Source organism: Microcoleus sp. (genome assembly GCF_041354475.1).
Lineage (GTDB): Bacteria > Cyanobacteriota > Cyanobacteriia > Cyanobacteriales > Microcoleaceae > Microcoleus.
The window spans coordinates 47,783-67,373 of record NZ_JBGJZU010000018.1 but is presented as its reverse complement, the minus strand read 5'-3'; the positions used below and the strand labels follow the sequence as shown (position 1 = coordinate 67,373).

Sequence of the window (19,591 nt, the reverse complement as noted above, 5' to 3'; positions counted from 1 at the left end):
AAAACCCGGTTTCTTTGGTTAGTGTGAAGCAACAAGAGCTTGTTGGACGGGTTCTGAGAGTTCAATTGGCATAAAATAACGACTTGGGTATAAGTAATCTTCTCCCGATTCATCAATGACGCGAATCATTTGATGGGCGTTGGCTTGAGTGTCGGGCAAAACCTGATAAATTTTGCGGACTTCTAAAGAAGCTGAATAGTCTTGGTTATTGATGCAAACCACAAATTTCATAACCTTTACTCCAAAATATATTACTGAAAACCCTTTAAAAATATCGCTTTTACCTAAGTCTCGATCCCCCTAAATCCCCCTTAAGAAGGGGGACTTTGATCGGGATCTTGTCCCCCCCTTCTTAAGGGGGGCTAGGGGGGATCGAGGCTTAATCGTCCGACAGCAGACTGATACTAAGTTTGACGTGTTTGTTGACACCAATAGGCATTGCCGTGTCCTCAGTTGCTGACAGTCAACAGTCAACTCCCGACTATCATAACTCAGGACTCAAAATGAACTCTTTTGAGCCAGTTTACGACAGTTTGCAGTAAATCCGGGTCATGGGGCGAGAAGGTTTGCAGGGGTGGGTGAGGCGTGTCGGTGATGAGACAGATAGTACCGTCGAAGCGGGTAAGCGCATTGAGGAAAGTAGGGCTCAAACCTTCGGTGGCGGGGGATGTGGGGTCTTCGTAGAAGATGAGGATGGGGTGTTTGTCGCTGTCGCGGCGGAGTTGATTCCAGTAGAATTTGAGTTGGGGGAGGGTTTCGGGTGCGCGGTTGGGATGTTGGGGACAGTTTTTGTCGAGGAATTGTCCGTAGATGTCCAGGGCGGGGTTATGGGAGTCGATGAATTTGCTGGTGTCGATGCAAATTAGCTGTACGGATTCGATTAATTGTGTGTCTGCAAGTCTGGCATCAAGGATGTTGGGTAAGTCTGCTAAATTGAGGCTTTGGGTGAAGGGGGTAGAACCGACTCCTGTTGTTTCTGGGACTTCTGGATGGGGTGTGGTGAGTTGATGGTGCCATGCTTTATAGAAAGTTGGGTAAGGCAGATTTTGGGCGCAGTTCCAGATAATTTTAAAGCAGCAGTAGTAGAGGCCACAATTGGTTTCATCGGTGGTATCGCACTGAAATTGTTGCAAAGCTGAGACAACTGAAGGCATCTGGTCATTTTGTAAAATTTTATTTAAACTGTAAGCGACTCGATCGCGGGTAGGGGGATCAGTAGTAATTGAGAGAATTTTGATTAAAGCAGCGATAGCCTCTGGGTTGCCTGTGGCAATTTCACCCAAAATGTAAGCAACACTGGCACGGGTATCCTCATCATTAGTAGTTGATAGAAGTGCGATTAAAGCAGCGATAGCCTCCGAGTTTCCTGTGGCGATTTTACCCAAAATGCCAGTGACTCTCCTACGGGTATACAAGAAGGTACTCAAATCAGTAGTAGTTGAGAGAATAACGATTAAAGCAGCGATAGCTTCTGGGTTTCCTGGGTCAATTTTACCCAAACTATCAGCCACCATCCAACGGATATCCTTATCATTAGTCGTTGAAAGAATTTCGCTTAAAGCAGAGATCGCCTCTGGGTTTCCTGGGTCAATTTCACCCAAACTGTCAGCGACTCTCCAACGGATATCCTCATTAGTAGTAGTTGAGAGAAGTGTGATTAAAGCAGCGATCGCCTCTGGGTTTCCTGGGTCAATTTTACCCAAATTGTAAGCGACACTACTACGGGTATCCTCATTAGTAGTAGTTGAGAGAAGTGCGATTAAAGCAGCGATCGCCTCTGGGTTGCCTGTGGCAATTTCACCCAAAATGTCAGCAACACTAGCACGGGTATCCTCATCATTAGTAGTTGAGAGAAGTGCGATTAAAGCAGCGATCGCCTCTGAGTTTCCTGTGGCAATTTTACCCAAAATGTCAGCAACTATCCCACGGGTATTCCAATCAGTTGTTGTTGAGAGAATAGCGATTAAAGCAGCGATCGCCTCTGAGTTTCCTGTGGCAATTTTACCCAAACTCTCAGCAACTCTCCCACAGGTATTCCAATCATTCCTCGTTGAGAGAATAGTGATTAAAGCAGCGATCGCCTCTGAGTTTCCTGTGGCAATTTTACCCAAAATGTCAGCAACTATCCCACGGGTATTCCAATCATTCGTCGTTGAGAGAATAGAGATTAAAGCAGCGATCGCCTCTGAGTTTCCTTTGGTAACTTTACCCAAACTCTCAGCAACGCTATGAAGAGTCAACTCATTAGTAGTAGTCGAGAGAATGGCGATTAAAGCAGCGATCGCCTCTGGGTTTCCTGGATCAATTTTACCCAAACTGTAAGCGACATTCCTACGGGTAAACTCACCAGTTGTCGTTGAGAGAATGGCTATTAAAGCAGCGATCGCCTCTGGATTGCCTGTGGCAATTTTACCCAAACCCTCAGCAATACTCCGACGATTATCCTCATCTTCCGTAGTTTTCAGTAAATCAATTAGTTGGCGGACAGCTATACTATAGTTTGTCTGTAACAGTGCTGCTTTTGCTCCCTCTTCTATTGGATCGAGAAATGTCTGCCATTCTTGTTCTTCAATGTTGAAATAACCGTAACCCCACTTAATGACTGCTGCTACTATTTCCTCAGCCCGCGAACAATCTTTAAACTCAGCTATCCCCGCAGCAGCTAGAAAAAGAGTTTGATATTCATAAAAATCATTGCACTTATCCTTAAACTCTAGCAATGCTTCAATAAACTCCTCCTTCTGCTTCCCATTCACACCCTCCAGCCCCAACCACAGCAAAATCACCTGCTTCCACTGCGCTTCAAAAATCCGATATTCCTTCCCCACCACCGGAAAATCCACATGATTCCGAGGTAAAAAATAATCCCAATCCTCCACCGCCAACGCCGCAAAATACTCCTGAAACGTCGCATGATAAAACCCATAAACAGATTCTTCCGGTTCATCAAAATCGATGCCAACCCGATTCAACCATCCCAGAGATAACGCCAATGATAATAAAGAAGTTTCATCGCTTCGATCTCCCAAATACTGACTCACTAACCGATAGGACAAACGAAAACGACTCGATTTCCCATCAATTGCTGCTTTTGCTAATTCTCCTAACGCTTCATGTAAAAGTTCCTGACACTCACTCTGAGTTTTGCCGCAGAGTTTGGCATAGCTTTTGATAAATTGCTCTTTCCAGCGATAGATATACTTAATAAAACTTGCATATAATTTAGCCTGAGTATCCGGTAAAGTTCCCTGTCTCGAACTCCAAATTTGACACAACATCCACAACCGCAACGGATTTTGAATCAACTCCTTCAGACGGGAATTCTCCGATTCTGCCAGCGCCAACTCCAAACTCTCCCCCGTCGCAGCATCCCCCATCCCCGCAAACCAACGGCGAATATACTCCGTCACTTGTTCCGCATTAAACTCCAAATTGCGAAACACATCGAACCCCGAAAAAGCATTTTGATCCGCCTCCCAAACATTCACCCGACAAGTCACCACCACCCGCGCCGCCTGCACCCATGACCTTAATAAGTCTTTCGCCAACTGCTGCATTCCTTGAGAGTGCGTCATTTCATCCACACCATCCAGCAACAACCAAACCCGACTCATTTGTGCTTCTAAATCACCGCGCGTCACTTCTCCCCGACACCGAGACAACCACACTTTTTCCAAATACTCACAGATATTTTGCTCCCCTAATTCAGCTAAATCTATCCAAACCGGCAACCCCAAATCTTGCTCTAAAATCCAATCCGCAATCTTCTGCAACCGCGTAGTTTTCCCCGCACCCGGTTCGCCAATAATCGCAATTTTGCGCCCTTGACTGATGTCGCTTTTCCCTTGTCGCAACACATCCTCAAAAAAGCGTTCTTCAGCAATGGGAATCAGTTTTTCTGTTTCTTTTTCCTGTTCTTCGTGCTGATTCCTGGGCTGAGGTTTGGGTTTTTGGCGTTCGACAATGGCTAAGGGAACATAAACGCCATCCAGTTGCGGAGTCATCCCGTTGGCGTTGGTGAAGAGGTTTGTGGTGAGTTCTTTTTGTAGCGCGAGGTTTTGGCGACAAATTTCTTGCCAGTTTATAGTTTCTTCTTTAGGTTTAGGGGTTTCATGGGATATCTCTAATGTGACTGACCCAATTTTAATCTTCCACCGTTCTTCAATTACTTTTAAATTATCTTTTTTCTCAGCAGTTTGATGCTTTAGCTTGAGGTGAAATTTCCAAAACCCCTGAGTTTTTGCACTAGGTTTAAGGACAAGTATATCTAAGTCTTTCAGACAGTCCAAAACATCTTGGATTGCCTCTCCTCTTCTCTGGGCGTTATCGACATTCTTTTCATCCTTGGGTTGAGAAAGTTCTAACACCTTTCCGAAACATTCCACCAACGTCCATAAATCATCCTTAGTGATGCCTTTGTCAACGGTTTGGGTTCTGTTGTTGCGTTTTTGCTGAATTTTCCCCGATACCAGCAACTCATTTTCCTTTACCCATTCCACGTTGAAGGTAGCTTTCAGCTTATCCCCCGGCACGGCAATTTCCCCATCCGCGAGGGCGAGTAACGCCTCAACCAGTGTTAAGACGTTGTTTTTTGTGGTGGCGTTTTTCCCGTATTTTCGTGCCATCGCTACCTTTTGAGTAAAATTCATCGTCGCTTGGGCAAGTTTGCCCAAACGAGTTGGTTTGCCCAAGCGCTTAACCCCGATTATACAAGGGTTTCAGAATTTTTGCTTTTTGCTTGTGTGGGCAAAAGCCCAAAAAAATAATTTACCTCATAAGCACAAAACGAGGTGAATTATGGCTACCCAGGAAGATAGAATCAAACAACGCGAAGCATTAGAAGATGCTCATGGTAATTTTGTTGAGCCATATATTAATCAATTGATTGAAGTCAACGCTCAGTCTTTACCCAATATTGATGTTGCGCTTCCTGGGTTTTGCTATGTGTCGGGATGGTTGGTGTTGGTTATATTTTATGGTTTTTGGATGCGCTATCGAATGTCATTAGAATAGTAAATCGGGGGTATTTATGGCCTGTATTATTCGGCGGTTGAAACCGCTTCTACACAAACGAAGTCTGCCTCCGCAGACTAAGAGGTAAATGGTGTATTTAAACCAGGTTTGGTATAATATTGACATCCTATATTATAGGAGTCTCTAACAATGGCGTGGATATTCAGTTTATCGGCAGAGTGTGGCTCTGATGAAAGCAATGTCAATAAATTTGCTGAACACTTTGAGGGCATAGAATGGATGCTGTCAAATAATCGCCAATGTCTATGTCGAACAGATACTTTTCAAGATATGGATGGAAACTGGTGGTGTCGCGTTTATCCCAATAATATTAGTGAAGTGGGAATAGATAGCCCTGAAAGTGCTTATCTGATGACAGAGTTAGGTATTTTATTTTATCTAACTCTACGGTTTGCTCCTTGGTTTCGCTATGCTTTGGTTGGGGTTGAAGTTGATGAATTCAGAACCTATAGTGAACTTATGGAGGATTTATCTAATTTATCTATTCCTGGATTAGTTTTAGCAAAGGAACTTACTCATGGGATAGAAATATTACCAGTTTTTCGACCATTTAGTCCTAGTTATATTTGGCAACCATACGAGGGGGAAATCTATAATCCATTAATGGTATCCCCAGAGTTGAAAAATAAGCTAAATGAACTTCTGGCTGTGAGTTGAATATACTTTGAGGAGGAGGGAGTTTAGGTAGATAAATTGTTTGTGATGTTTAGGCCTTGTCCGTATTTTATCTCAAATTACGGGAGGCCAGAAACCGGGTTTTTTCGAGAATACTCGTCACACTTCGTAAAAACTACGAAAAACCCGGTTTCTTTGGTATTTAAAAAATCATTCTTTCCAGTAACGAGTTAAAATCCGAATCACCTCACCCGCTAGAGGCGATGGTACAGGCGGACTCCATTCACCAACTTGTGCAAAACCCAAAACGTGCAGCAGATTGACGATGCTTTCTACCGCTTTGGGAACCCCGCAAATGAGCAAACGAATCGGTTGTTTACCAGCGGGTACGTCAGGAACTTCTTCCCGGAGCAGTTCGGGAACAGATTTTGGTTGTGATATCATAGGGTTTGAACTACAGAAGTAGTGGAATTGCGATCGCCCTTAAAGTTTTCTAGGCCAGGGGGCGATCGCTTTTCCGTTTGTACATCCTGAGTCTAGTTCATTTTCTGCATTTAGTCAACTGTTCCAGATAAATAATTTCCCGGAGCGGTTAACTAAGGAAAAGTTAAGGTTGCAAAATGCTAACATCAGCTTGCAATATCATGGCCAGCAGTTGAGCGTCAGCAGTGATCCGTTGGAAATTGGCAGTTGTAATGGCCGAGCGTAATATCAGCAATAAAGAGTTGGCTGCTTTAATTGGAATGCACCCGACTTCCTTTTCTAGACTCAAAACCCGTCGCCGACTCACCCGAATCGACGAAGCAACCCTTAGCGCCTTGTGCAGGGCACTGAAATGTCAGCCGGGAGATTTAATGGTTTATGAGGAGGACGAGCCCGATCGCTTAAAATGACATACTACCTACTGCTTACTCTTCGCCAGATGGATGTTTGCTTCTTGCTTTAGGGCGATCGCTCAAATTCACCAACCTGTTTTTGACCAGATGTCATAGCCAAAACCAAAACACTCAAAGTAATCCCTAAAACCGCATAACTTGGAAGTGAAAAAACAGTTACTTTCAACAAATAAGGCAATTCCCCACCCTTCCAGTTCCACCGCTTTCCCAGAAACACCAACAACCCAGCATGAATCACCGCAGTTTGCATCAGGAGACAGCCAATTCCCAATAACCAAATAGACATTCTTTTGCCAGAAAAGACACAATATTTAATCTGAAAACATAAATCGTTCAGCAAAAAAACCACCGCCGGTGCTAACATCACAGAACTGGTTGGCTGAGAATAGTTAATCGCAATACTCAAACAAGAAACCAACACCATTTCAGCTAAATCAATATTTTTTGACCAAGCATTGCGAGATTGTTTTCGGTAAAAATACCAACTTACTAAACCAACTAACACCAGAATAATTAAATCCGAAAATAGCTTAGCTAGAAATGGAATATCGGGGAAAAATCTCGGCCCCACCACCCTTAAATCGATGCGACTCATCGAAATATAAGGATTATTTGATGGATCGTTGAGCCACAGTGGAAATCCACGAATAGCATCCTGTAGAAACCCTGTTAAGGAATTACCGGATATCGCCAAACCGAACAGTGCTAGAGAAATTGCCGTAATTATCGAGACAAAAACTAGATAAAACCGTTTTTTGATGAAAAAATAAGGAATAAATAATATAACTAAGGTTGGTTTAAACAGGGCAATTCCCAATAAAATCCCTGCGGGTAAATCCCGATTATTTCGAGCTAAAATAAACATCCACAACAGCAGCATAGCAATAAAAGTTGCCACATTGCCAACTTGCAAATCGAAGACGAAACCGTAGAGAAATGCCACTGATATACTGCAAATAGTCCTCAAAGCTCGTGACTGCGACTCCAACAGGATATTCGCTCCCCATAAAACAAAACCTGTGGCGATAAGATGCAGCACAGTCCAGATTGTGAATGCAGTCTTCATCGGAAAATAACCAAGAAACCAGATGACAGGAATGATATTAGGTGGATAAACAAAAGATGGAATCAGCCCACACACCTTTGTGATTCGACAAAAACCTTGGTTAAACAATTCGACATTAAAAGGACTCAAGTGCTCGTGGGCTAATTTACTTGCTACATAAAACCACTTGAAATCCCAGTAAGGAGGCTCTGGTCGATTGGTCAAATCGTAAACTAACCAAATTGTATAACACAGGAATCTGGTGACAGCTAATATAATGACAGCTTGGAAAATCCAGTTAACTATAGGTCGAGAACAAAACTGACTAAACTTTTGGAGAGCGGGAGCTTTTAAAAATAAAGAATCTTGCCATGCTGTTTGGTCGCGGTCTAATCGCCAATTATATTTGAGAAACCAAGCAACTGTAATGATAATAACTAAATTCCACCATCCCAAGCTAATCATAGGAATTTACCTCCTATTTTAGGGTAACTTGTTTTTCCCCAAATAGCTGGTATTGCAACAATGTTTTACAATTAAATCCGTCCTTTTAGGAAGGGGGTTTCCACCCATTTTTACGATCGGATTGGTGAAAATTTGGTATTTTAATCTTAATAGTTAGTAATTACCAACCTGGAATTAAATATAGCAGTCCTTGCAGGAGTCGTAAAGTTTTTTACCCCACCCCAACCCTCCCCTTATGAAGGGGAGGGAGTAAGAAATTCACAAATGATTTAGGATTGCTATAGAAGATAGCTGTATGGTTGGCATCGTCCATACAGCTATCTTCTAGGCTATTGCTGTTAGTTCAACACCTTAGACAGCGATCGACATACTCATTTCATGACTGATTCTATCTAGCATCCGCTTCGCTTGACTGACATCCTCGTCGCTACCTGTCACCAGAATGATGAACTTGCCTGCTTGGATTTGAGTCTCGTACTTCAGTACCTCGTGCTTCGGGATTCCCAATCCTCCCAAAGCACCCGCCAGCCCTCCTACAGCAGCAGCACCAGCCCCGCCAACCAGCGTTCCTTCCAACCAACCCGCCAACACTCCAGCAATCGGGCCTGCAATGATGAGTGGGGTCATTCCGGGAATAAACAGGACTCCAGCCCCTGCTAAAATGCCAAATAAACCTCCTACGAAGCTACCCCAATAACCACCTCCTATGGCTCCAGCTTTGGCTGTATCTTTCCAGGTGAGAAATCCGCGCACCTGTTCAGTAGTGTGGTAGTCTTTGCCAATTATTGAGAGCTTTTGCACATCGAAGCCTTCTTTTTGCAGATCCAATACAACCCTTTCTGCTTCTGCATGGGAGGGAAAATCAGCAACAATCGTATGTGTGTATGACATGAGTTTTTTTCCCTTGATTATTTGTCCGCATGATGGACGAAATTTTTGATTCTTTGAGTTGTTTTTGATGCTTGGGAGGACCTGTGCATCACAGGCTGACTGAGAATGCTGCAACATCTCAGGTCAATCTACTTCCCGACTAGCTTGCTTTAATCGTTTAATCCTGTCTTACTTCTCCGTATTTCCCGCAGCAGTTGTTGCGTCTAGTCTCGTGCAAATTGCTTTCAAAGTTGCTTCTTGAGCTTCTTCTAGGGTAGCCATTGCGAATAAGATTGCTGTAGTGGCATAGTCCTCAGCTTTATCCGCTCGATGTTCGAGTTTCTTGACTTCCCGACTCGCTTTCCATTCCTCGACGTTCGACTTCACCTCAGATTCTTTTTCGTCAAATTGAGTTTTAAGCTTGGCCCGATACTCATCAAATTCTTGTTTCTTAGCTTCGAGATTTGTCTTCATTTCGTCGATTTTCGCTTGAAGCTCAGCTTGAGTGTTTTTAGTCGCAGATTCCACGCTTTCTTTTAGCGATTTAGCCCTGTTTTCAACTGCTTCTAAATTGTCATGAAGTTGTTGAGTGAAGTTGTCAATTGTCGTACTCATGATGTTTTCTCTACTATGTAGAGTTTAGGTGAATTGTTGATTGTCTTATTAAATTGCTTTCCAGTCATCAAACTCTTTGTTGTTAATTACCTCATCTACTCGATGGGGAAAATATCAAACAATTATTTGATACATTAATTATTTCACAATCTGTTTTTTTTACCATCTATCTTAGGTTTAAGATTAGAATATCTTGAGAGGTAGAGCGTCCCTAATTTTTTACTACATAAAGGCGTTATGATGAGCAATCGGAAATCTTCTTTAATCCCGAAACTAAAAGCGAATTATGAACATTTATGCCATCCTATTCACTCAGTAGCTATTTGGGGTTTTTCTCTACCAAATTGCCACAGCAAGAGCGCACCCAAGCCGAATAGATTGACTAGGCAAACTACTAAGCCTCCGAAAAATGGAATTAGTGTTAGAACTGTCAAGATTGCCAAACCCATCAAGAACTGCTGCTGTAACGATCGATCGCCTTTACTGACTACACGTTGACCGACAAAAAGTGCCACACCTAACGATCCAACTAGAGCCGTCATCACCGCAGTCATACTCAGGATTGGAATCAGAGGAATACCAATGAGCGTTAGTGCTAAAAATACACCGGCAAAGACAAAGGAGACGATCGCCCCAATCCCCCATAGAGCAGTCAAACCGGGGTGTTGACGCAATTTTGTTGCCAAAGAAGGTAGGAACTGGGGACTGGTATGCAAAATAATTAGTCCCAGAATAGCTGCTACTACTGCGGAACAAGCTCTAAAAATGGCACTGAAGAAATAGTGCACGAAAAAGCTACTTTTGCCTCGATCGGACCCATACATCATGCCATGTCGATCGCTGAATGTAGCGCGTTCACCACCAACTATCGCACCTGGTTCCTGTAGAATTTTGCCACCAAAGGAGTAAGCATCACCCTCTACCCGCGCTCCTTGTTTCAGAAGGACATCCCCGCCAAACGCGATCGCAGTATCCAAAACTTTGCCCTTCGAGGATACTGTAACACTCCCGCCAAAAGCAATGGCATTTTCGACTACTTGGTTCTCTGGTACGGTGACGCTGCCACCAAAGCGAATCAGGTTAGTATTGTTGAGATTGATATCAGTCTGCGCCAGAGCATTGCCTGCAAATATTAAGCAAATAGTGGCAATAAAAGCCAAAATTAATTGTTGCCATTTCATAGACTTCATCCTTAAAAATGAGAACAACATGGAGTATTTCTCATAATATTGAACAAACATGAAGAACCTGTGAAGAATCTATGAATTAGTTGGCTATTAATCTGCATCCCGTTCCGAACTGAATATTCCCAGAATCGAGCGCAACAAGGCATCGCAGTCACCTTGTCCTTGAAACGTCATCTTGAAAGAAATTTGTTTACTCATAATTGCCTCCAGTATTTTGATTTTGATATTTCTGGCGATCGCCATCCCTCACGATGCAAACTCATAATTAATCTCTGTAATTCTTCCTTTAAAATAGAGCCTAGTGCCTTCTGGATGCTCCCATCCCACCTCGCCTTGTAAGGGAATCAGCATCCCATTCCGAACTGAATATTCCCAGAATCGACCGCACCAAGGCATCGCAGTCACCTTGTCGCGATAACGAGCCTGGGCCCGAATAGTAGCGATCGCCCCTTCAGCATTAAACTGAAACACAAGGGAGACAGTTGTCGCACCATCCGTCAGAGTGCCGCGTGCTGAGGTATCATCGATCGCCTCCCAGAGTACACCCTGACTGGGTAATAGTGCAGTAGGATACCAAGTAGCCTCAGCCAAGAATCGCAATAATTCACCTTGATTGTTTTCAGGCGCACCGTGCATTTTGGCAACGGTGAAAAGACCGAGTAATGATGCGTGTAAGCTGCCGAATCCTAACAGATAGGTATCATGAACAAAGGCATTCAGTCCTGGAGTCATCTGAATGCGTGCATCCCAATCAAAACCCGGACGTTGAGTAATCACAATTTGAGTGGCGGTAAACGGCATCCACTTATCTTCCGTCTCACTCAAATTGAACTGTCCCTGCTGAGAGAGTTTGACCGCAGCCACGATGGGTTGTCCGTCCTTAATTACTGTCCGAAAAAATCGCTGTACTGGTTCTGGTAAGCCTTCAATTTCTTTTTGGTCATAGAGTAGGGGCTTAATTGTCCGCCGTCCATCTGTTAATTTGGCTCGTAGGCGATCGGTATCTGACTGCCACCGAAATTTGCCGTAAAGGGTAGCCAGTCCAATGCAAACTATGATTAAAACACCAATAATTGCAATCCACTTAATCCACATGATACTTACCTATGTTTGTTGATTTAGAATTTGATAGATTGTGATGATTGTAGCGATCGCAAAAATAGTTGTATAGATTAAAAATGTATACTTCGATAGCCAATTAGGAAGATAAATCGCAAAATTGTCCATTGTTGAATTTGAATACTTCCGTGCAATCAGAGTTAACGGGCAGACGAATCGAAAGGTTAGTAAGATTATACCTTCTATAAATACAAATCCATAACCAATCCAGAGCCAGAGATCGAGTTTGTTGGCGATCGCGGCATACAGCATATAGAAAATCACAAAATTGAAGAATACCCAGATCGCAGTGTGAATGATTTTAATCAGCGTTAATTTGGTTTCATTTTCCATATTACCTCTCTATTTTCAAGGTGTCATTGCCCGAAAAGTCTGCTTATCTTCTCGACAGATTTGCTGAATAATATTGCGTCCCGACATTGCCACCACTGGCACACTACCACCTGGTTCGACCCACTGGCCGATCGAATAGAAATTCCGCAGTTTAGGTAATGTTTTCGGTAATCCTTTTATCGACAGTGGGAGGGTTTGCTTCGTCAGTAGCCAGCCACAGCTAGATCCTTTCCAGTTCCCCGTGTAACGCTCGTAGGTGAGCGGTGTAGCCACGTCTACAAACTCAATATCATTCTTAATCCCAGGGTAAAATTGCTCTAGAAGATCGATGATAATTTGTGATTCTTGAATTTCCTCTGCATCGTAGATTGATCGACCGTAAATGCGTTGCCAATATTCATAATTAGTCGTCAGCACTACCATCAGCACTGATTTTCCCAGTGGTGCTAGTGAGGGATCGAAGCAATAGTGTTTGACTCCAATCTCATACCGCTCTTCCCCTGCAATTACTACAGGTTCAGCCAGTAGATGAGTCGTCCAGTGCGGTTCGGCTGATAGATCGCGATTTACGCCCAGTGATACCTGTAGTTGAGAATGAATCGGTAAGTGTCCATCATAGTAACGTTTAATTTCGCGGGGGACATATTGCCGATCGAGTAAACTGAAAAGTGTATTGTGTCCATCACAGGCTGAAATAATTCGATCGGCAAAGTATTTTTCGTTGTCATATAATCGCACACCATTCGCTCGATGCTTCTCGATTAAAATCTTTTCTACTTGCGATTCATAGTGGATTTCACCTCCTAATTCCCGATAGCGTCTGGCGATCTTTTGAGCAAATTGGAGCGATCCTCCCAGCGGAAAGCCAGCATTTTTGGTGTGCATATAAGCTAGCAAAGACATACCCACCATCACTGGAATACTTTCCCAGCCAAACATCTGAGGAATAGCGTGGCGCAGAAAGGGATCTTGGAAGCGATCGGCAAACTCTGCTGCTGAGAGGTTTCCCCACCGCGCCAGTGGACATACAAATGGCAACATTTTCCTTGCCAGTTTTCCCCAGTTTCCCAGTTGCATCAATGCTTTGGGCTGCTGCTGAAGTAGTGACAGATCGAAGTGAGTAAAAGTGCGAATCCCCGTACAGAAATCGCTAATTAATCGGCGATCAACGGGTGATAGTTCTTTTAAATGCTGTTCCAGCCGATCGGGATTGCTGTAAACAATTAAGGTTTTACCATGAGGTTCGCTCACTCGTAGCAATTCATCGTGATGGACAAATTGTTGGTGGGGCACAACGCCAAGTTCTTCCCAGAGCCGATAGAAAGGCTGTCCTTGCCCTGAACCAAACAAATAGTGAATGCAACCATCAAACACAAATCCCTGTCGTCGCCATGCCGTACACAGCCCACCTGGTCGATCGTGCATTTCAAATATCTGCGATCGATAACCATTCATTTGTGCATAGCAACCTGCTGCCAGCCCAGCAATTCCAGCCCCAATGATGATAATGGTGCCACCACAATTACGCTTTACCACGAAGCTCTCCTGCCTGTAATGTTAGCTGCTACTAAATGAACATAGGCATTTGCGATTTTTGAAGTAAAAAGGCTAAACGTACTAACTAAAATCGCCAATAATTTCATGCCATGCAGCGATTAACTTGTTGATAATAATTTCTCTCCTTTTGACCTTAAATTATGCCAAATAATAGAAGCTGTTCCGATCGTTCCTGCGATGAGCAATCCGAAATCTTCTTTAATCCCAAAACTCAACGCCGCCGAAGTTCCGACGATCGACCATAAAATTGGAACAATCAATAAACTAGACGGAATTTTTTTGTCTGTCCAGAGTAGAAAACCGAATGTGAAAATGGTTGTCTGACAAGGTGTGCCGAACGTCGGCGATGCTGGAAAAGTTCGCCCCAGCGCGTAGCCGATTAACGGATAAATGACCAGCGCATAAGCAATAAACATCGCGCCGAAAATGCCGTAGAACTTCTGGCTAGCGCGAAAACTCAAACGATTTCTCAGCACACCTTCGTATAAAAACAACAAGCCTTGAAAAACGAACAGCGCACCAAAAACATAAGCGGGTGGACTGATTTTTGTAAAAAAAATAAAATGGTAAATAATGCCTGCCCACAGCCAGAGAAAACCGAGTAATCCCGAAATTATTTTGTTTGCAAATGGTTTTCGACTTACTACCAGTCCAACCGCCACAATCCCCAATAAAGTTAGTACAAACTGCATCGGAAATATAGTCTGATTGTATTTATCGAAAACCCGAAGAAATTCTTCTGTGGTAAATGGCATCGCTAATTTTCCTCAGCTCGATTGTGGGTTATTTTATGGTATTTATAGCTGCCAACAGCCTGCCATTCTTCGACAAAAGATGGTGGAACTGACAAGCTAACAGATTCACCACCGATAGTTGGCAATGATAATTTCAGAGGAATCTCTGCTTGCAATTGCAGTAATAATGGCTGGAGGTCATACTGTCCGACGTTGGGTTCGGGAACGGCCCCCTCGGTGAAAATATCACTAGAAGCTTCGGTAGCTGTGAGTGTTTTTCCTAGCGAATCAGTCAGAGTGAGGGGTTGAGTGCGATCGATCTTCGCCACTCCAGGAAAACTCACCAATCGCAGATAAAAACTCGTCTGGTTATCTGCACTGATGCGTTTAAAGGCGATCGCTTGCCAGTTATTGCCATGCTGATCTGTGAGGGTTTGCCGCGATTGATAAACCATCTGTCCTGGTGCTTCCTCTAGTTCGCGAATGGCGGCAATGGTCGGGTTTTGCCCAAGTCCAATTAAGAGGCAAAAACAGATCGCAAGTCCGATCGATATGGTCTGAATCGACTTTCCAAATATCATAAATTTCTCCTGAAATTGAATTTTCATTTTTTCGCCAGAACCTTGTTCACGATCGCATCTACGAATTTTGTTGACTCATTCACCCAGGGATTGTGACCCGATCGCTCAAACCAAATCAATTCTTTGTGTGGCGCAGTCAGGAGATTAAAATACTCCTCGGTCAGCTTAGGCGGTGCGTTAACATCGTGGCGGCCAATCAGAAAGTAAACTGGCACTTCCAGGCGCGTTGCTTGCTTGCGAAAGTCCACATCCCATAATTGCTGGTAAACAACTCCGAAAGTGTCCAGCAATCCTCGGATAAAATTCACTTTGTCGTACAGTCCGTACTCGGAACCTGCAAGGTCTTGCAAAGTATTGAACCCATTGGCGATCGCCGGATTCTGATTCATGTAATTTAATGTCTCTGTGAGGTAGGTTGCACTCTTCCAAAAGACATCGTTTCCGTAATAAGGTGGGAGGCCTTGTTGCTTGAGTTTTTCCACTTGTTTCGTGTCTCCGCGTTCCGCTGCTAAACGCAGAGCAAAATCGTAGCAAATCCGATCGTTCTCCAGAAACGCCACCATTTGCCCTGTGCCGATAAACGCATGAAATAAGTCTGGATAACGTTGCACCACCATGATGCCAAGGGCGCTACCCCACGACTCGCCCAACACATAGACTTTTTCTTTGCCAAAGCGTTGTCGCAGGTTTAAGACCAATTCGCGGGTATCGGTGATATAGCGATCGGGTGTCAACTTAGAGCGATCGACTGCATCGAAGGATTTGCCCGCCCCCGGTTGCTCCCAATTGACAACGACAAAGCGATCTTCCAGCCCCGCTAGTGTGCGTCTTGCAGTGACAAGTTGGCTACCACCAGGGCCGCCAGCCAGAAAGAGCAACACTGGATTGCGCGAGTCTTTGCCGCGAATCGAGATCCATTCCTCGGAACCGCCGAGTTTCACTTTTTCCAGTACAGCAATGCTGTTGGGAATGGGTTTGCCGTTGACATCGAGAATGGGTGGTGTGGATGCGAATACTTGTGAAGCAAAAATGGCAAGGAGGGCGATCGTCATAAACCCTGCAACCTCGGCAAAAATCACGGGCCCGGTAAAGCCAAGCCGAAACACCGCAATCAGCAGAGCCACCTCTGCCATTGCAAATAGAATCTGAATCGATGGGGGAACGCTGGTGCTAATCGGCAGCAATGCTACTGGTAAAATCGTCAGAGCGATCGCAATGAATACTATAATTCGCAGTAATATGAGTGCGATCGCACTCACAAATTGCAGTTTAGATAGCTGATTTAGCTTGTGGCCATGAATAAGTTGACTCATGATAAGTTCCACTATTTAAATAATTACATCAGGTTCAGATTGCGGCTTGCTTAAATAAAAGCTACCGTTTCTTGACCTTCCCCACACCCTCCACAGACTCCCGAACTTCGGGAGAGCCGACATATTCTATTGAACCCACGCCGGATACAGATGCGTCCAGTCGATCGCTCACATTGACCACCGCACTCCCCACACCGCTATTGCGAACCGTAGCCTGTTTAGTCTTGAACTCCTCGCCCTTAAAGCTTCCAACCCCAGAAAGGGTAAGGTCTAGTAAATCAGCGCTTCCGGCGATCGTTACTTTCCCCACGCCATCCATCGCAACTGCCAATCGTTTGCCTTGAATACCCTTGGCTTCAATACTGCCAACCCCGTCTATTTTCAAGCTTTCTAGACTCTTGACCTCCACAACGAACTCAATAGGCTTGGTTGGAACAAAAGAGGAGTCATTTGCGATGCTGAGATACAGGATGCGATCTTTCACGCGACTCTCTAGAAGCGGAAGAATATTGTCCTCGGCGCTAATTGTGAGGGACTCTTTTCCTGTCTGCTGCACATTGACCCTGCCCACAGATTTAAATGAAATAGATGAAAATCCAGGCACTTCTCTGGATTCGGTCTTGACGATTCCAGACCCTCTAATCCCGCTACCACCAATATTGAAATAGCAGCCCGCGACTATGCTCAAAGCTACCAAGCACGCCAGCAACCTGTATCGCTTCAGTCTCATTGTTTTGCCTCCATTGGTTCAAATTGAAATTTAAATGAACAGATCGTCCGCAGACTATGCGATCGCAATTTGCAGTTTGGATAGCTGATTTAGCTTGCGAATCTGGGATAAATGAGGTTATTCATGATAAATTTCCCTATTTCATCAGCTTTAGATATTGGTGGTATATAATAATAATTAAGATTTATGCCGCCCTACTCACTAAGTAGCTATTTGGGGTTTTTCTCTACCAAATTGCCACAGCAAGATGATACCCAAGCCGAACAGATTGACTAGGCAAACTACTAACCCTCCGAAAAATGGAATTAGTGCCAGAACTGTCAGGATCGCCAAACCCACCAAGAATTGCTGCTGCAAAGATCGATCGCCCTTACCGACTACACGTTGACCGACAAACAGCGCCACACCTAACGATCCGACTAAAGCCGTGACAACCGCCGTCACACTTATTAGTGGAATCAGGGGAATCCCAATGAGCGTAATCGCGAGAAAGACTGTTACAAAGACAAAGGAAACGATCGCCCCAATCCCCCATAAAGCAGTCAAACCGGGACGTTGACTCAATTGTGTCGCCAAATTCGGTAGGAATTGTGGGCTGCTATGCAAAATAATCAGTCCCAGAATAGCTGCTACTACTGCCGAACAAATTCTAAAAAGGGCACTGAAGAAATACTGACCGAAGAAGCTACTTCTGCCGCGATTAGAGCCATACATCATGCCATGTCGATCGCTGAATGTAGCACGTTCACCACTAATAATTGCACCCGGTTCCTGCACGATTTTGCCACCAAAGGAATAAGCATCACCCTCCACCCGTGCTCCTTTTTTCAGGATGACATCCCCGCCAAAAGCCATCGCAGTATCCAAAACTCTGGCATTAGGAGAAACAGTAACACTTCCCCCAAAAGCATGGGCATTTTCCACAACTTGATTCTCTGCTACGGTGATGTTTCCACCAAAGCGAATCAGGTTAGTATTGTTGATATTGATATCAGTCTGCGCCAGGGCATTGCCTGCAAATATTAAGCAAATTGTCGCTAGAAAAGCTAGAATTAATTGTTGCCATTTCATAGATTTCATCCTCGTCAATAACAAGGAAATTAACTATCTCTCATGATACTGAACAAAAATGAAGAAACTGTGAGGAAGGTATGAATTACTCATGATAAATTTTCCATCATTGCCGCATAAACCAATCAACAGGTCGGCGTAGTGAAACAGGCGGCGGATAACTCTTCAAATAACCCGTTCGCAAGATAAATTGAATATTTTCGCCGCTCCCCATCAATTGATTCAGTTTTTGCCTCGTGGATGATTTTTCCAATATCTGTGTCATCGGATGGATGGCGAACTCTAGCCGATGTATTAGTTTGTCCAGCCCGGCTTTGCAAATGCAATGTTGGTGGCTGGCATTCTTTGTATACTTAATTATTGACTGCATTTTGTAAATAAAAAGTATGGATAAACTACTTCTAAATTATGAATTACATTCGACTTTTTTTGTTGATGCTGCAACCGTACATTACGCAAAAGAAAACCACCAATCGGGCAGAAATCAAGTATATCTATACCGGGCTAACGTTTTTGTTCCCCAAAAAAATACCACGATTACAACTGTCAGTATTATAAAAATTGCTCCAACAAACGAATTATAATGGGAGCCATAGTTGGGAAACATAAACAGACTGACGTTAATCATGGCATGAAAGAGAATCGTTGCAAACACGCTTTTAACTGTATTGTTGTAGATCCAGACTATGATAACCCGTAAAAAAACGGTACTGATGCTTTGCCAAAGTATCCATATCGGAGTTTGGTGAGCTTGACTGTAAGGTATGATGTGCCATATTGCCCACACCAATCCCAAAATGATACTTGCTTTTAATGTACCCCATTTATTTTGCATTGGGTCAATAGCATAGCCCGACCAGCCAACCTCTTCGCCAATTGCAGCGATTAAGAATATGAAGAAAGAAATAAAAGCAAATAGAAGTGGTGTCTGTGGTTCAGGGAGCGTTGCTCCTGTTATTTGCATGAACCAATATGACATCAGTGTAATGCCAGGCATTAGGAAAATAATTGGTATGTACCAGATCTTATCTTTGATTTTTTTATGGTCAAAGGCTCGCTTCAATAACTCCTTTACTCCGCTAACTTTTCTTTCTTTATAAACAAGAATTGTTGCCGCTAATAGAGGGCAGAAAGTCATTAGCGCACTTATTGGGAGTTTTATAGGCAGTATTTTAGTTAAATCCCCAGCCATAGCACCCAGTATCCAAAAGGGAATTGAAAGCAAAAAAACCAACAAAAAGAATTTGAATGGTGACTTGTTTTCTGGTACGCTGTTATCCATGATTGTGATTGACTAAATGTTGGGGCGAGATGATCATGCGTTTTATTTTTCATTTTGTGTGAATATTATTTTTAGTGTTTTTAGGCTAATTCTAATAAAATAAATCAAGTATATAGCAATCCTAAATCATTTGTGAGTTTCTTA

Annotated in this window: 19 protein-coding genes; 3 read left to right on the top strand and 16 right to left on the bottom strand. The window is 43.6% G+C overall.

The genetic code is table 11. From position 1 onward, the window contains the following. Positions 1-18: 18 nt before the first annotated feature. Together ACBR23_RS09770 and ACBR23_RS09765 are read right to left on the bottom strand one after the other, a co-directional pair. Entirely contained in the window at positions 19-231 is a 213-nt protein-coding gene (locus ACBR23_RS09770) for a hypothetical protein (protein WP_371118932.1), read from the bottom strand. A 260-nt stretch (positions 232-491) separates the two neighbouring features. Then, positions 492-4,691 carry a HEAT repeat domain-containing protein gene (locus ACBR23_RS09765; protein ID WP_371118933.1) on the bottom strand — a complete coding sequence of 1,400 codons (4,200 nt, stop codon included), beginning with the start codon at positions 4,689-4,691 and terminating at the stop codon, positions 492-494. A 106-nt stretch (positions 4,692-4,797) separates the two neighbouring features. Here ACBR23_RS09765 and ACBR23_RS09760 point away from each other — a divergent pair, with 106 nt between their 5' ends. Both ACBR23_RS09760 and ACBR23_RS09755 read left to right on the top strand, forming a co-directional pair. After that, complete coding sequence (locus tag ACBR23_RS09760; RefSeq protein ID WP_371118934.1) at positions 4,798-5,013, top strand: hypothetical protein; 216 nt, start codon at positions 4,798-4,800, stop codon at positions 5,011-5,013. A gap of 150 nt (positions 5,014-5,163) precedes the next feature. Then, positions 5,164-5,691, top strand: coding sequence for a hypothetical protein (locus ACBR23_RS09755; RefSeq protein ID WP_371118935.1), 528 nt, complete (start codon positions 5,164-5,166; stop codon positions 5,689-5,691). A 168-nt stretch (positions 5,692-5,859) separates the two neighbouring features. Here the strand turns inward: ACBR23_RS09755 and ACBR23_RS09750 are convergent, their stop codons facing one another. Then, complete coding sequence (locus ACBR23_RS09750; protein ID WP_371118936.1) at positions 5,860-6,093, bottom strand: hypothetical protein; 234 nt, start codon at positions 6,091-6,093, stop codon at positions 5,860-5,862. Between the two features lie 224 nt (positions 6,094-6,317). Here ACBR23_RS09750 and ACBR23_RS09745 point away from each other — a divergent pair, with 224 nt between their 5' ends. Beyond that, complete coding sequence (locus ACBR23_RS09745) at positions 6,318-6,542, top strand: helix-turn-helix domain-containing protein (protein ID WP_371113710.1); 225 nt, start codon at positions 6,318-6,320, stop codon at positions 6,540-6,542. A 49-nt stretch (positions 6,543-6,591) separates the two neighbouring features. On the opposite strand, the gene ACBR23_RS09740 is transcribed toward ACBR23_RS09745, so the two are convergent. From ACBR23_RS09740 to ACBR23_RS09680, 13 genes are all read right to left on the bottom strand, one after another. Further along, positions 6,592-8,055 carry a glycosyltransferase family 87 protein gene (locus tag ACBR23_RS09740; RefSeq protein WP_371118937.1) on the bottom strand — a complete coding sequence of 488 codons (1,464 nt, stop codon included), beginning with the start codon at positions 8,053-8,055 and terminating at the stop codon, positions 6,592-6,594. Positions 8,056-8,406: 351 nt separating this feature from the next. Next, a complete protein-coding gene (locus tag ACBR23_RS09735; RefSeq protein ID WP_341738615.1) occupies positions 8,407-8,946 on the bottom strand; it encodes a general stress protein in 540 nt (179 codons plus the stop codon). A 168-nt stretch (positions 8,947-9,114) separates the two neighbouring features. After that, positions 9,115-9,540 carry a hypothetical protein gene (locus ACBR23_RS09730; protein WP_340520136.1) on the bottom strand — a complete coding sequence of 142 codons (426 nt, stop codon included), beginning with the start codon at positions 9,538-9,540 and terminating at the stop codon, positions 9,115-9,117. A 308-nt stretch (positions 9,541-9,848) separates the two neighbouring features. Further along, positions 9,849-10,721 (bottom strand): hypothetical protein, encoded by an 873-nt coding sequence (locus ACBR23_RS09725; RefSeq protein WP_371118938.1) that lies wholly within the window; start codon positions 10,719-10,721, stop codon positions 9,849-9,851. Positions 10,722-10,973: 252 nt separating this feature from the next. Further along, positions 10,974-11,822 (bottom strand): DUF6544 family protein, encoded by an 849-nt coding sequence (locus ACBR23_RS09720; protein ID WP_371118939.1) that lies wholly within the window; start codon positions 11,820-11,822, stop codon positions 10,974-10,976. A gap of 9 nt (positions 11,823-11,831) precedes the next feature. Further along, positions 11,832-12,179, bottom strand: a complete 348-nt coding sequence (locus tag ACBR23_RS09715) for a hypothetical protein (protein WP_371118940.1) — start codon at positions 12,177-12,179, stop codon at positions 11,832-11,834. 15 nt (positions 12,180-12,194) lie between these two features. After that, on the bottom strand, positions 12,195-13,715 hold the full coding sequence (locus ACBR23_RS09710) for a phytoene desaturase family protein (RefSeq protein WP_371118941.1): 1,521 nt from the start codon (positions 13,713-13,715) through the stop codon (positions 12,195-12,197). A 119-nt stretch (positions 13,716-13,834) separates the two neighbouring features. After that, complete coding sequence (locus ACBR23_RS09705; RefSeq protein WP_371118942.1) at positions 13,835-14,491, bottom strand: DUF6064 family protein; 657 nt, start codon at positions 14,489-14,491, stop codon at positions 13,835-13,837. Between the two features lie 2 nt (positions 14,492-14,493). Beyond that, a complete protein-coding gene (locus ACBR23_RS09700) occupies positions 14,494-15,078 on the bottom strand; it encodes a DUF3122 domain-containing protein (RefSeq protein WP_371118943.1) in 585 nt (194 codons plus the stop codon). Continuing rightward, on the bottom strand, positions 15,075-16,364 hold the full coding sequence (locus ACBR23_RS09695; protein WP_371118944.1) for an alpha/beta fold hydrolase: 1,290 nt from the start codon (positions 16,362-16,364) through the stop codon (positions 15,075-15,077). The genes ACBR23_RS09700 and ACBR23_RS09695 overlap by 4 nt, the downstream gene beginning before the upstream one ends. A 61-nt stretch (positions 16,365-16,425) precedes the next feature. Beyond that, a complete protein-coding gene (locus ACBR23_RS09690; protein WP_371118945.1) occupies positions 16,426-17,094 on the bottom strand; it encodes a head GIN domain-containing protein in 669 nt (222 codons plus the stop codon). Between the two features lie 201 nt (positions 17,095-17,295). Further along, positions 17,296-18,165: a hypothetical protein gene (locus tag ACBR23_RS09685; protein ID WP_371118946.1), complete on the bottom strand. Its 870-nt coding sequence runs from the start codon at positions 18,163-18,165 to the stop codon at positions 17,296-17,298. 484 nt (positions 18,166-18,649) lie between these two features. Further along, a complete protein-coding gene (locus tag ACBR23_RS09680) occupies positions 18,650-19,447 on the bottom strand; it encodes a lysostaphin resistance A-like protein (protein ID WP_371118947.1) in 798 nt (265 codons plus the stop codon). Positions 19,448-19,591 lie beyond the last annotated feature (144 nt).